Source organism: Nocardioides sp. BP30 (genome assembly GCF_029873215.1).
Classification (GTDB): Bacteria; Actinomycetota; Actinomycetes; order Propionibacteriales; family Nocardioidaceae; genus Nocardioides.
In genome coordinates this window covers 4,005,559-4,019,903 of sequence record NZ_CP123620.1, presented here as the reverse complement: position 1 = coordinate 4,019,903, position 14,345 = coordinate 4,005,559, and the positions used below count along the sequence as shown (strand labels likewise).

The window sequence follows — 14,345 nt, the reverse complement described above, 5'->3', positions numbered from 1 at the left end:
ATTCGAAAAGTACGAGGAAAGCAGCCAAAGTGCTCGACGTTAACTTCTTCGACCAGCTTCGGATCGGCCTGGCCACCGCGGACGACATCCGCACCTGGAGCCACGGCGAGGTCAAGAAGCCGGAGACGATCAACTACCGCACGCTCAAGCCCGAGCGTGACGGCCTCTTCTGCGAGAAGATCTTCGGTCCCACCCGGGACTGGGAGTGCTACTGCGGCAAGTACAAGCGCGTGCGCTTCAAGGGCATCATCTGCGAGCGCTGTGGCGTCGAGGTCACCCGCTCCAAGGTGCGCCGCGAGCGGATGGGCCACATCGAGCTCGCCGCCCCCGTGACCCACATCTGGTACTTCAAGGGTGTGCCGTCGCGGCTGGGCTACCTGCTCGACCTCGCCCCGAAGGACCTGGAGAAGGTCATCTACTTCGCGGCGTACATGATCACCTCGGTCGACGAGGACGCGCGTCACCGCGACCTGTCCTCGCTCGAGGCGAAGGTCGACCAGCAGCGCAAGATGCTGACGAACCGGATGGACGTGGCGATCAACGACCGCGCCAAGAAGCTCGAGGAGGACCTCGCGGCCCTCGAGGCCGAGGGTGCCAAGGCCGACGCCAAGCGCAAGGTCCGCGACGGCGCGGAGCGGGAGATGAAGCAGCTGCGTGACCGCAGCGAGCGCGAGATCGCCCGTCTCGACGAGGTCTGGGACACGTTCAAGAGCCTCAAGGTGCAGGACCTCATGGGCGATGAGCTCCTCTACCGCGAGATGAAGAACTGGTTCGGCAAGTACTTCGAGGGCCACATGGGCGCCACGGCGATCCAGAAGCGCCTGCAGACCTTCGACATCGAGGCCGAGGTCGAGAACCTGCGCGAGACCATCGCCACCGGCAAGGGTCAGCGCAAGGTCCGCGCCCTCAAGCGGCTCAAGGTGGTCGACGCGTTCCGCAAGACCGGCAACAGCCCGCAGGGCATGGTGCTCGACGCCGTCCCGGTCATCCCGCCGGACCTGCGTCCGATGGTGCAGCTGGACGGTGGCCGCTTCGCGACCTCCGACCTCAACGACCTGTACCGCCGCGTGATCAACCGCAACAACCGCCTCAAGCGCCTGCTCGACCTCGGTGCCCCCGAGATCATCGTGAACAACGAGAAGCGCATGCTGCAGGAGGCCGTCGACTCGCTGTTCGACAACGGCCGCCGTGGTCGTCCGGTGACCGGGCCGGGCAACCGTCCGCTGAAGTCGCTCTCCGACATGCTCAAGGGCAAGCAGGGCCGCTTCCGTCAGAACCTGCTCGGCAAGCGCGTCGACTACTCGGGCCGTTCGGTCATCGTGTCGGGGCCGCAGCTCAAGCTGCACCAGTGCGGTCTGCCCAAGCAGATGGCGCTGGAGCTGTTCAAGCCGTTCGTGATGAAGCGCCTCGTCGACCTGTCGCACGCGCAGAACATCAAGTCGGCCAAGCGGATGGTCGAGCGTGCTCGCCCGGTCGTGTGGGACGTCCTCGAAGAGGTCATCACCGAGCACCCCGTGCTGCTCAACCGCGCGCCCACCCTGCACCGTCTCGGCATCCAGGCGTTCGAGCCGCAGCTGATCGAGGGCAAGGCCATCCAGCTGCACCCGCTGGTCTGTGGCGCCTTCAACGCCGACTTCGACGGCGACCAGATGGCTGTCCACCTGCCGCTGTCGGCGGAGGCCCAGGCCGAGGCTCGCATCCTGATGCTCTCGACCAACAACATCCTCAAGCCGTCGGACGGTCGTCCGGTGACCATGCCGTCGCAGGACATGATCATCGGTCTGTTCTTCCTGACCGCCGACCGTGACGAGCAGCCGGGTGAGGGCCGCGCCTTCGCCTCGCAGGCCGAGGCCGTGATGGCCTTCGACCGCCGCGAGATCACGCTGCAGTCGAAGATCAAGATCCGGCTCGACACCGGCGAGGTGCTCGACACCACGCTGGGCCGCACGATCTTCAACGACACCCTGCCGGCCGACTACCCCTTCGTGAACTACGAGGTGGGCAAGAAGCAGCTCGGTGCGATCGTCAACGACCTGGCCGAGCGCTACACCAAGGTCGAGGTCGCGGCGTCGCTGGACGCGCTGAAGGACAACGGCTTCCACTGGGCGACCCGTTCGGGCGTCACGGTCTCGATCGACGACGTCACCACGCCGGCGAACAAGGCCGAGATCCTGGGCGAGTTCGAGTCCAAGGCCGCCAAGATCCAGAAGCAGTTCGAGCGCGGTCTGGTCACCGACGAGGAGCGGCGTCAGGAGCTCGTGGAGATCTGGACCGAGGCCGCCAAGGTGGTCGGCCAGGCCATGGAGGACGCGTTCGACAAGAAGAACCCGATCTTCATGCAGGTCACCTCCGGTGCCTCGGGTAACTTCAACCAGATCCGTCAGGTCGGCGCCATGCGAGGCCTGGTGGCCAACCCCAAGGGCGAGATCATCCCGCGTCCGATCAAGGCCAACTTCCGCGAGGGCCTCTCCGTGCTCGAGTACTTCATCTCGACCCACGGTGCCCGCAAGGGTCTGGCCGACACCGCGCTGCGTACCGCCGACTCGGGTTACCTGACCCGTCGTCTGGTGGACGTCTCGCAGGACGTCATCATCCGCGAGGAGGACTGCGGGACCGAGCGTGGCCACCTGGTCGACATCACGTCCGAGGACGTGGAGACCACCGCCTACGCCCGCACCGCCGCCGAGGACGTCGTCCACCCGACCAGCGGCGAGGTTCTCGCCCCGGCCGGCTCGGACATCGGTGACGTCAAGATCGCGGAGCTGCTCGAGGCCGGTGTCACCGAGGTCAAGGTCCGTTCGGTCCTGACCTGCGAGGCGAAGACGGGTACCTGCGCCAAGTGCTACGGCCGCTCGCTGGCCACCGGCAAGCTCGTCGACATCGGCGAGGCCGTCGGCATCATCGCGGCCCAGTCGATCGGTGAGCCGGGCACGCAGCTGACGATGCGTACCTTCCACACCGGTGGTGTGGCTTCGGCGGACGACATCACGCAGGGTCTGCCCCGCGTGGTGGAGCTCTTCGAGGCCCGTACGCCGAAGGGCGTCGCCCCGATCTCGGAGGCCGCGGGCCGGATCGAGATCGAGGAGACCGACAAGGCCCGCAAGGTCCTGGTCAAGCCCGACGACGGCTCCGACGTCATCGAGTACGTCGTGTCCCGCCGCTCGCGACTCAACGTCGCCGACGGCGAGCACATCGAGGTCGGTCGCACCCTCACGGTCGGTACTCCCGACCCCAAGGAGGTCCTGCGCATCCTCGGCGTCCGCGCCACCCAGCAGCACCTGGTGGACGAGGTCCAGTCGGTCTACAAGAGCCAGGGTGTGTCGATCCACGCCAAGCACATCGAGATCATCGTGCGGCAGATGCTGCGCCGGATCACGGTGCTGGAGTCCGGTGAGACCAACCTGCTCCCGTCCGACCTGGTGGACCGGGTCAAGTTCGAGACCGAGAACCGTCGCGTCGTCTCCGAGGGCGGCAAGCCGGCCTCGGGTCGTCCGGAGCTGATGGGCATCACCAAGGCCTCGCTCGCCACCGAGTCGTGGCTCTCGGCGGCCTCCTTCCAGGAGACCACCCGGGTGCTCACCGACGCGGCGATCAACGGTCGTTCCGACAGCCTGCGTGGCCTGAAGGAGAACGTGATCATCGGTAAGCTCATCCCGGCCGGCACCGGCCTCGAGCGCTACCGCAACATCCGGGTCGAGCCGACCGAGGAGGCCCGCGCCGCGGCCTACTCGGTCACCGGCTACGACAGCTACGACTACGACTTCAGCAACACCGGGTCGGGTCAGGCCGTCGCACTGGACGACTTCGACTTCGGCTCCTACCAGAGCTGAGCGAAGCGAGGCTTTGGCCTCGCTCCGGATCTGTCGAGACGACGCCCCCTCCGCGCCCGCGCGGAGGGGGCGTCGTCGCCTATCCGCACCGGTGGCGCAGGGTGGCGCGCCGAGCTCGCGCCGTGTGAACGTCGCAGAGCGGGTACCGGGCCGACGTCAGTCTCGTCGCTGGAGGGGGTAGGACCATGAGCCCGAGCAGGATGATCCTCGGTGCCGCGCTCGCCGGAGGGATCGCCTCCGGCGTACTGACGGCGCTTCCGGGCACGCCCGCGGGAGCCGCCGTACCGGAGTGCTCCAACGCGGACCTCGCGATCACGTTCCGCGTGCACGGCGCCGCGGCCGGCAGCATGTTCGGCACGATGCGCTACAAGAACACCTCCGACCACTCCTGCCGCACCGGTGGGTATGGCGGGCTCTCCTTCGTCGGTCACGGCAACGGCACCCAGGTCGGAGCGGCCGCGACCCGGGCGCCGGGCACGCCGGTGCGCTCCTTCGTGCTGCGGCCCGGTCAGCGCGCCACGAGCCGCGTCCAGATCGCGCAGACCGCCAACTACGACCGCTCGCTGTGCAGGCCCAGGAAGGTCGACGGCTTCCGGGTCTTCGTCCCCGACTCCTACGCCGGCACCTTCGTGCCCTACCGGACCCGAGCCTGCTCGCGGAAGGTGATCGCCAGCTTCAGCCCGCAGCTGAGTCACCAGGCCTTGCGGAAGAAGGGCTGAGCGAGCCCGGGTAGCCTTCCGGTCATGACCGCTGCCGTCCCGAGTGCCGTCCCGCGGTCGACCGACGTGCTCGTCGTGGGTGCTGGTCCGGCGGGATCGGCCGCGGCGGCCTGGCTGGCCCGCGCCGGTGTCGACGTCGTCCTGGTCGACGCGGCGGTGTTCCCGCGCGACAAGACCTGTGGCGACGGGCTGACCCCGCGCGCGGTCGCGGAGCTCAGCCGGCTCGGCCTGGCGGACTGGCTCCGCGCCCACACCGTCAACCACGGGCTGCGAGCGCACGGCTTCGGCCAGACGCTGGAGCTGCGCTGGCCCGGGGGCTCGCTCCCAGACTGGGGCTCGGCGGTGCCGCGCACCGAGCTGGACGACCACCTGCGCACCACCGCCATCAAGGCGGGTGCGACGGCGGTCGACGGGTTGCGTGCCGTCGACGTACGGATGCGTGGTGGCAGGGTCGAGGCGGTCTCGTTCACGCGTGTCGGGTCCGAGGAACCGGTCGAGATCGCCTGCCGCCGGGTCGTGGTCGCCGACGGGGTGCGCTCGCCGTTGGGCAAGGTGCTGGGCCGGGAATGGCACCGCGACACCGTGTACGGCGTGGCGGGCCGCTCCTACGTCACCTCCGAGCGCAGCGACGACCCGTGGATCAGCTCCCACCTCGAGCTGCGCGATGCCGAGGGAGCCGTGCTCTCCGGCTACGGCTGGGTCTTCCCCCTCGGCAGCGGCGAGGTGAACCTCGGGGCGGGCACGCTGGCCACCGCCAAGCGACCGGCCGAGGTCGCGATCAAGCCGCTGATGCGGCACTACGCCGAGACCATCCGCGCCGAGTTCGCTCTCACCGGCGAGCTGCGGGCCCAGGCCTCGGCGCTGCTGCCCATGGGGGGAGCCGTCTCGGGAGTCGCCGGACCCAACTGGGCGCTGATCGGCGACGCGGCCGGCTGCGTCAACCCGCTCAACGGCGAGGGCATCGACTACGGCCTGGAGACCGGCCGGCTCGTCGCCGACGTCCTGGCCTCGACGCGGCACGCGAGCCTGGAGGCGCTCTGGCCCGAGCTGCTGCGCGCGCACTACGGCGACGCGTTCGCTATCGCGCGCCGGCTGGCGGAGGTGGCCACGAACCCGCGGGTCGTCGCCGCGCTCGGTCCCCTCGGCATGAGGTCGACGCTGCTGATGCGGCTCGCGCTGCGCTGGATGGGCAACCTGGTCACCGACGAGGACACCGACCTGGCCGCGCGCATCTGGCGCCGGGCAGGCCGGATCACCGCGCACCGCGACGAGCGGCCACTCTTCGCCCCAACGGTCTAGACCAGGCGGCGCCTGACCGGCGATCGGCTGGACGAGGGTGCCCGGAACCGATGTACTGAGTAAAGAGCTCGCCACCGTGCGGGAGTGTTGCTGGGGGTCGACTTTCGGGAGTGCCCTGTGAAGATCAGTACCGTCCTCGCCACCTGCACGCTGCCGATCGCACTCGCGCTCGCGGGTGCGCCGGCGTTCCTGGCCCCCGCGGCAGCGGTGTCCCTGCCGGCCGGCTGCACCGACAGCGCTGGCGAGGTGACCTGCGTGTTCACGGCGACCGGAGCGGAGCAGACCTTCTCGGTCCCGGCCGGTGTCGCCACCGTGGACGTCACAGCGACGGGCCAGGCGGGCGGAGCAGGCGGGATGTTCGGCTCCCCCGGAGGCCACGGCGGGACCGCCACCAGAACCCTGACGGTACGGCCCGGCGACACGCTCTACGTCGAGGTGGCCTCGGGCGGTGGCGCCGGGGGTAGCACGAGCGACGCGGCCTCCGGCGGCAACGGCGGCGGCGCCTCCGACGTACGGACCGTCCCGGCGGCGACCCCCGGCTCGCTGGCCTCGCGACTGCTGGTCGCCGCGGGTGGCGGCGGCGGTGGCGGCTCCAACGGCGGTGTCGCCGCCGGTGTCGGGGGTGACGCCGGCTCGGCAGGGGTGACGGGCGGCTGTGCAGCGGCCGGCGGTCAGCCCGGCGGAGCGACGACGGGCGGGGCGGCCGGCACGGGCGGTTGCTACGCGACGGCGACGGCGGCCACCGACGGCGCGCTCGGCACCGGCGGCGCTGGCGGCAGCATCTTCGGCGCGGTCAACATGGGCGGTGGGGGCGGCGGGGGAGCGGGTTACTACGGCGGCGGTGGCGGAGCGGCGAGCGCCGACGGCGGTGGTGGCGGCGGCGGTTCGAGCTACGCGCCCGGCGGCACCGTCGGTCTCAACACCGCCGATGCCTCACCGTCGGTGGCGATCAGCTACGCCGCCGCGCCGCCGACGATCGTCACGGCCGCGACCACCACGTTCGGGGTGGGCCAGGCCGGATCCTTCACCATCAGGTCCACGGCCGTTCCCACCGCTGTCGTGACCGAGGCCGGTGCGCTACCGGCCGGCGTCACGTTCACCGACAACGGTGACGGGACCGCGACGCTGGCGGGGGTTCCCGGCGCCGGTGCGATCGGGAGCTATCCGCTCGACATCACTGCTTCCAACGGCGTCTCGCCCGACGCCACCCAGGCGTTCACGCTGGTGGTCGCCACGCCCGCGGCGCCGACGGTGACGGTGCGGTTCGACTCCGCCGGCGGGACGCCGGTGGCCGCCGAGACCGTGCCCGAGGGGTCGCCGGCGCCGGCCCCGTCGTCGCCGGAGCGGGTGGGCTACACGTTCGGGGGCTGGACCCTGAACGGTGCCCCCTACGACTTCGGGCACGCGGTCACCAGCGACATCACCCTGACGGCGCGATGGGTCGCGCCGCTGTGCGACGGCCGTCGGGCCACCATCGTCGGCACGCCCGGCGACGACCAGCTGCGGGGGACCTCCGGTCCCGACGTCATCGTGGGACTCGGCGGTGACGACACCATCCGTGGCGGCGGCGGTGCCGACCTGATCTGCACCGGCTCCGGGGACGACCGCATCTACGGGGGCGGTGGCGACGACCACGTGGTCGCCGGCGGTGGCGACGACCACGTGTGGGGCGGCGCGGGCAATGACGTGGTCGACGGCGCCGGCAGCCGGGCGCTGCTGCACGCTCGAGCGCACGGCGTGCGGACCAACGACGTCCTGCGCGGCGGCGCAGGCGACGACGACCTGTACGGCGGGCCGGCCCGCGACCGTATCTACGGCGGCCCGGGCGACGACCGGCTCTGGGGTGAGGGCGCCCCCGACCTGCTGGTCGGCGGCTCCGGGCACGACCAGCTGCACGGCGGATCGGGCGCCGACGTCCTGCGTCCCTGAGGAGGCGGCGAGGTCCGCCGCGCGTCTGGGGTGATCTGGGAGACTGCTGGGGTGCTCCCTTCGTCCCCGCTCGGCCGCCGTCGATGAGCAAGCCCGCCCGACGGCTCCCGCGGCGCCAGCGGGTGGCGGCGTACGCGATCATCCAGCGCGTCGCGGCTTCGGGTGACCCGGAGATCCTGCTCAGCCGGCTCTCCGAGCTCGTCACCGACGAGGAGGTCTGGAGCCTGCCGGGCGGCGGCCTCGACCACGGCGAGGACCCGCGCGCGGCTGTCGTGCGCGAGGTGCGCGAGGAGACCGGTCTGGAGGCGTCGGTGGGGGAGACCGCCCGGGTGTTCAGCCACCACGGCGAGCGGCGCTGGCGCGGTCATGCCGTCGACACGCACGCGCTCCGCATCGTCTACGACGGCTGGGTGGCGGCCGACGCGCCCGAGCCGCGCACGCTCGAGGTCGGCGGCAGTACGGCGGAGGCCGCGTGGCGGCCACTCGCGGCGGTGCTGGACGGCACCGTCCCGACGGCGCCGCTGGTGCTGGACGCGCTGGCCGCGCACCGTCCGGTGCAGGTGCAGCGGATCTCGGCCTACGCGCTGATCGGTCGGGAGACAGCCGACGGCACCGAGGTGCTGCTGTGCCGCAACTCCCCGCGCGCGCCCCACGCGGGGCAGTGGAACCTGCCGGGCGGCGGCATCGACTTCGGCGAGTCCCCGGTCGACGCGCTCGTGCGCGAGGTCCGCGAGGAGACCGGCCTGACGTGTGTGCCGGGCGCCCTGCTGACCGCCGACGACATCGCCTTCACCGGCACCGCGCCGAGCGGCCGGCACGAGGAGTTCCACGGGATCCACCTGATCTACACCGCGACCGTCGACGTCGACGCCGAGCCGCGCGTCGTCGAGGTGGACGGGACGGTGGACGCGGTGGCATGGGTGCCGGTTCGTGGGATCTCGGACGGCTCGGTGGCGGTACGGGACGTCGTGCTGGCCGCCCTCGCCCGGCGCGGAGCCTGAGGGGCGAGGGCCGGCAAGGGTGCGGGCGCTAGGTTGGCGGGGTGACTGAGACCGTCTTCACCTATGCCGCGCCGGCGCTGAAGTTCGGGGCCGGAGCCTCGGCCGAGATCGGGTACGACCTGAGCCGGTACGGCGTCGCCCGGGTGCTGCTGGTGACCGACGCCGGTGTCGCCGCGACGGGGCACCCGCAGCGGATCGCGGAGCAGATCTCCGGCGTCGGCATGAGCGTCACGCTCTACGACCGGGTGCGGGTCGAGCCGACCGACGCCTCCTTCGCCGACGCCATCGACTTCGCCCGCAGCGAGGGGCCGTTCGATGCGATCGTCGCGGTCGGGGGCGGATCCTCGATCGACACCGCGAAGGCGGTCAACCTGCTGCTGACCAACCCCGGCGAGCTGATGGACTACGTGAACGCGCCGGTGGGCAGGGCGTTGGCGCCGAGCAAGCCGCTGCTGCCGCTGGTCGCCGTACCGACGACGACCGGGACCGGCGCCGAGTCGACGACCGTCTGCGTGCTCGACGTGCTGGCGCTGAAGGTCAAGACCGGGATCTCGCACGCTGCGCTGCGGCCGACGCTGGCGGTCGTCGACCCGACGCTGACGCTGACGCAGCCGAGCATGGTCACCGCGAGTGCCGGGATGGACATCCTGTGCCACGCGCTGGAGTCCTACACCGCCCGGCCCTACGACGCGTTCGACAAGAAGTCGCCCGAGCAGCGCGTCCCGTACTGCGGCGCGAACCCGATCGCCGACATGTGGTCGGAGCGGGCGCTGGGCCTGCTGGCGAGCTCCTTCCGCAGGGCGGTGGCCGAGGGGTCCGACGTACGCGCCCGGGAGGAGATGGCGACGGCCGCCACCTTCGCCGGACTCGGCTTCGGCAACGCCGGGGTGCACATCCCGCACGCCGACGCCTACCCGATCGCGGGTCGGGTGCGCGACTACGTGCCGGCCGGCTACCCGGAAGGACATCCGGTCGTCCCGCACGGGATGTCGGTCGCGCTGACGGCGGCCGAGGCCTTCCGCTTCACCTTCGACGCCGCTCCGGAACGCCACCTGCGCGCCGCCCGCCTGCTGGACCCGGACGCGACGGGTGCGGACGCCGACACCCTGCCGCGCGTGCTCACCGCGCTGATGCGCGACATCGGCATCCCCAGCGGCCTGGCCGAGGTCGGCTACACCGCCGGCGACGTCGACGACCTGGTCCAGGGCGCGCTCAAGCAGGAACGCCTGCTCTCGATCGCGCCGAAGCGTCCCACCGAGGAGGACCTGGCGAGGATCTTCCGCCGCTCGATGGGAGAATGAGGCGGTGACGCTGACCGCTGGTGACCTGGCCGCTGCCGATCTGGCGGCCGAGCTGCGGGGGCGAGGTCTGCGCGGGGTCGACGACTCCACCCTGGCCCGCGCCCTCTACTCCTCCGACGCCTCCCTGTACCGGGTCGTCCCGCAGGCGGTCGTCAAGGCCACCCACGTCGAGGACCTGCTCGCCGTGCACGAGGCCTCCCGGGCGCTGGGCGTTCCGGTCACCCTGCGCGGCGCCGGCACCTCGATCGCCGGCAACGCGGTCGGTCCCGGCATCGTGGTCGACACCCGCGGGTTCAACCGCGTGCTCGAGATCGACCCGGACGCGCGGACGGCGCGGGTGGAGCCCGGTGTGGTGCACGCCGACCTGCAGCGGGCTGCCGCGCCGTACGGGCTGCGGTTCGGTCCCGACCCGTCGACGCACACCCGCTGCACCATCGGCGGGATGATCGGCAACAACGCCTGCGGCTCCCGGGCGCTGGGGTACGGCCGCACGGTGGACAACGTCGAGTCGCTGGACGTGGTGTTCGGGAACGGGGAGCGGGCGCTGCTCGACGTATCCACGAGGTCCGGGGCGGACGGCGTGCACCGATCGACCGCAGCGCAGTTGGGCGACATCGCGGATCGCCACCTGGCACACGTCAGGACCGAGTTCGGCCGGTTCGGCCGCCAGGTCAGCGGCTACAGCCTGGAGCACCTGTTGCCGGAGCGACGCCGGGTCGACAGGTTCCTGGTCGGCACCGAGGGCTCGCTGGCCACGGTGCTGGAGGCCACGGTCCGGCTGGTGACCGACGAGCCCGGCCGGCTGTTGCTGGTGCTGGGCTACCCGAGCATGGCCGAGGCCGCCGACGCCGTACCGGCGTTGCTCGCGGCCGCTCCCGGGCGGCTGATCGCGTGCGAGGGCATGGACGCACGGATCGTGGACCTGGTCCGCTCCCGGAGTGGTGCCGTGCCGGACCTGCCCAAGGGCGGCGGCTGGCTGTTCGCCGAGGTCGCCGGAGCCGACGCCCGCGAGGTGACGGATCGGCTCGCGGCGGTCGGCGGCGCGCTCGCGACCCGGCTGGTGACCGACGCCGGCGAGGCGGCCGCGCTGTGGCGCATCCGGGAGGACGGCGCCGGCCTGGCCGGTCGCTCGCTGGAGACGCCGGCCTACAGCGGCTGGGAGGACGCGGCGGTTCCCCCCGAGCACCTGGGGGCGTGGCTGCGCGACTTCGACGCGCTGATGGGCGAGTTCGGGCTGCACGGCTTCCCCTACGGGCACTTCGGCGACGGCTGCATCCACTGCCGCATCGACTTCCCGTTCGAGGCCGGCCGGCCGGAGAGCGCACAGCTGTTCCGGGAGTTCATGACCGCTTGCGCGCACAAGCTGCGCGACTACCGCGGCACGCTGTCCGGCGAGCACGGGGACGGCCGGGTGCGCGGCGAGATGCTGCCGTTCATGTACGACGAGACGTCCCTGGACCTGTTCCGGCAGGTCAAGGCCGTCTGCGACCCCGAGAACCTGATGAACCCGGGCATCATCACCGCACCCGACGGCGGTCCGCGCAACGGCGCGGCGAGCATCACCGACGACCTGCGCCCGGTCCGGCCGCGCGCCACCCCGCGCCCGGCGCTGCGACTGATCCACGACGAGGGCGACCTCGGAGCGGCGGTGCACCGCTGCACCGGCGTGGGCAAGTGCGTCGCACCGCGGACCAACGGCGTGATGTGCCCGTCCTACCTGGCGACCAAGGACGAGAAGGACTCCACCCGCGGCCGCTCCCGGGTGCTGCAGGAGGCGCTGGACGGCGGCCTGGTCAAGGGGCTCGCCGACCCGGCGGTGGGGGAGGCGCTCGACCTCTGCCTGGCCTGCAAGGGCTGCTCCTCGGACTGCCCCAGCGGCATCGACATGGCGACCTACAAGTCCGAGGCGCTCTACCAGAAGCACAGCGTCGAGAAGATCCGTCGCCCGCGCTCGCACTTCGTCCTGGGCCAGCTGCCGAGATGGGCACGGCTGGCGGCGCCGTTCGCGGTGCTCCTCAACGTGCTGGTGAAGCTGCCGCCGTTCGGGGCTCTCGCGAAGTGGATGGCCGGCATCGACCAGCGGCGCTCGGTGCCGACGTTCGCCACCCGGACGCTGCGCAGCGCCGCCGACGCCCCCCGACAGGGCCGGGGACCGCTCGGGGCCACGCCGGCCGAGCCCGTCGACGTGCAGCCCGACGTGTGGATCTGGGCCGACTCCTTCACCGACCACTTCTTCCCGCGCTCGGGTCTGGCCGCGATCCGCTACCTGGAGGCGCAGGGCCTGCGGGTCAGGGTGATCCAGGACGACGCCTGCTGCGGCCTCACCTGGATCACCACCGGCCAGCTGGACAAGGCCAAGGCGATCGTGGGCCGCACCGTCCGCACGCTGGCGCCGTACGTCGCCAGCGGCGTGCCGGTGATCGGCCTCGAGCCGTCGTGCACCGCCACCCTGCGCAGCGATGCGCTCGAGCTCAGCGACGCTCCCGAGGCGCAGCTGGTCGCCGACGGGCTGCTGACCTTCGCCGAGCTCGTCACCCGGCTCGACCTGGAGCTGCCCGACCTGCGGGGGATCGAGGTCGTCGCGCAGCCGCACTGCCACCAGAGCGCCGTGCTCGGCTGGAGCGCCGACCAGCGACTGCTCGAGCGCGCCGGGGCGACGGTGACCAAGGTCGCCGGCTGCTGCGGTCTGGCCGGGAACTTCGGCGTCGAGCAGGGGCACTACGAGGTGTCGGTGGCCGTCGCCGAGACGCACCTGCTGCCGGCGGTGCGGTCGCAGCCGGACGCCGTGGTCCTCGCCGACGGCATGTCGTGCCGGGTGCAGCTCGACGACCTGGCGCACGTGCCCACGATGCATCTCGCGGAGTTGTTCGCTTCTAAGATCGAGGGGTGAACCCCCGCCACCGCCGACTCGTCATCCCGGCGGCCCTGGTGGTCCTGCTGCTCATCGTGCTGATCACCCAGCTGGTCAAGGGATGAGCGAGCCGACCACGACCAGCGAGCCGCTCCTGCGCGCGCTGAACCGGATGCGCTCGGTGCTGCTGGACCCGGAACGGCTGGTCAAGGCGGTCGCCAGCGGCCGGCAGCGCGGCACCCAGCCCGCCTGGCGCCGGGCCGAGCTGCGCTACGTCGACCTCAAGAGCGGCACGCACCTGCAGATCACGACCTACGACGAGACCCAGGCCTTCACCTCCAACCACCTCCTGGGCGATCCGACAGCGCTCGACGACCTGCTCGAGGTGCCGTTCGCGAACTGGCACGTCGACACCGTGGCGGAGCGCTACGAGCTGCTGGTCACCAAGCCGACCACCGCGCGGGTCAGAACCACCCCTCTCGCCCTGCCCGCCGAAGGCGGGGGAACGAAGGCTGACGCGCCCGCGACCACGTTCCCCCACGACCAGGCCAAGCAGCGACTGCTGCCCGAGGACGATCCGGTCTTCGTCGCGCTCGGCCTCTCCGACAAGGACGGCCGGCTCAAGCCGAGCCGGCAGGCGAAGTACCGCCAGGTCGAGGAGTTCCTGCGTCACCTGGCCACCGCCATCGACGACGCCCGCACCAAGGGCCGGCTGCGCACCCCGACCGCCGAGGAGCCGCTGCGGATCGTCGACCTGGGCTGCGGCAACGGCTACCTGACCTTCGCCGCGCAGCGCTACCTCACCGAGGTCCGTGGGCTGCCGGTCGTCGTCACCGGCGTGGACGTCAAGGAGCAGTCGGCCCGGCACAACACCGAGGTCGCCTCGCGGCTCGCCGAGACGATCGGACACTGCGACGCCGCGTTCGTGGTCGGCACCATCGACGGCGTCGAGCTGGAAACGCCGCCGGACGTGGTGCTCGCCCTGCACGCCTGCGACACCGCCACCGACGACGCGCTCGCGCGGGCGATCGCCTGGGAGGCACCGCTGGTGCTCGCCGCCCCGTGCTGCCACCATGACATCGCCGCCCAGCTGCGCAGGACGCCGACGCCCTCGCCGTACGCGATGATCACCCGGCACGGCATCCTGCGCGAGCGGTTCGCCGACACGATGACCGATGCGGTGCGCGCGTCGCTGTTGCGGCTCAGCGGCTACAAGGTCGACGTGGTGCAGTTCGTGGAGAGCCAGCACACGCCGCGCAACACGCTGCTGCGCGCTGTCCGCGCCAGCGGGCCCGTCACCGGCGGGAGCGTGAAGAAGGAGTACGACGAGCTGGTCGCCACCTGGGGGATCCGGCCCAAGCTGGGCGAGCTGCTCGGGCTGTGAGGGCGTCGTCCGGGAACGCCCGCGTCCGCGC

8 protein-coding genes are annotated in these 14,345 nt (G+C 71.8%); all 8 read left to right on the top strand.

Annotation, left to right across the window (positions count from 1 at the left end; genetic code table 11):
- Window positions 1–29: 29 nt before the first annotated feature.
- The 8 genes from P5P86_RS18855 to P5P86_RS18820 all read left to right on the top strand — a co-directional run bounded on the left by P5P86_RS18855 (window position 30) and on the right by P5P86_RS18820 (window position 14,314).
- Complete coding sequence (locus P5P86_RS18855; protein ID WP_280608988.1) at window positions 30–3,830, top strand: DNA-directed RNA polymerase subunit beta'; 3,801 nt, start codon at window positions 30–32, stop codon at window positions 3,828–3,830.
- A 185-nt stretch (window positions 3,831–4,015) separates the two neighbouring features.
- A complete protein-coding gene (locus tag P5P86_RS18850; RefSeq protein WP_280608987.1) occupies window positions 4,016–4,549 on the top strand; it encodes a DUF4232 domain-containing protein in 534 nt (177 codons plus the stop codon).
- Window positions 4,550–4,573: 24 nt separating this feature from the next.
- Complete coding sequence (locus tag P5P86_RS18845; protein ID WP_280608986.1) at window positions 4,574–5,848, top strand: geranylgeranyl reductase family protein; 1,275 nt, start codon at window positions 4,574–4,576, stop codon at window positions 5,846–5,848.
- A 117-nt stretch (window positions 5,849–5,965) separates the two neighbouring features.
- Window positions 5,966–7,777 (top strand): InlB B-repeat-containing protein, encoded by a 1,812-nt coding sequence (locus tag P5P86_RS18840; RefSeq protein WP_280608985.1) that lies wholly within the window; start codon window positions 5,966–5,968, stop codon window positions 7,775–7,777.
- A gap of 83 nt (window positions 7,778–7,860) precedes the next feature.
- Entirely contained in the window at window positions 7,861–8,778 is a 918-nt protein-coding gene (locus P5P86_RS18835) for an NUDIX domain-containing protein (RefSeq protein WP_280608984.1), read from the top strand.
- Window positions 8,779–8,819: 41 nt separating this feature from the next.
- The gene (locus tag P5P86_RS18830; RefSeq protein WP_280608983.1) at window positions 8,820–10,079 is read left to right on the top strand and encodes a hydroxyacid-oxoacid transhydrogenase; all 1,260 of its coding nucleotides are present in this window, start codon (window positions 8,820–8,822) and stop codon (window positions 10,077–10,079) included.
- Between the two features lie 4 nt (window positions 10,080–10,083).
- On the top strand, window positions 10,084–12,969 hold the full coding sequence (locus P5P86_RS18825) for an FAD-binding and (Fe-S)-binding domain-containing protein (RefSeq protein ID WP_280608982.1): 2,886 nt from the start codon (window positions 10,084–10,086) through the stop codon (window positions 12,967–12,969).
- Window positions 12,970–13,051: 82 nt separating this feature from the next.
- On the top strand, window positions 13,052–14,314 hold the full coding sequence (locus tag P5P86_RS18820) for a class I SAM-dependent methyltransferase (RefSeq protein WP_280608981.1): 1,263 nt from the start codon (window positions 13,052–13,054) through the stop codon (window positions 14,312–14,314).
- Window positions 14,315–14,345 lie beyond the last annotated feature (31 nt).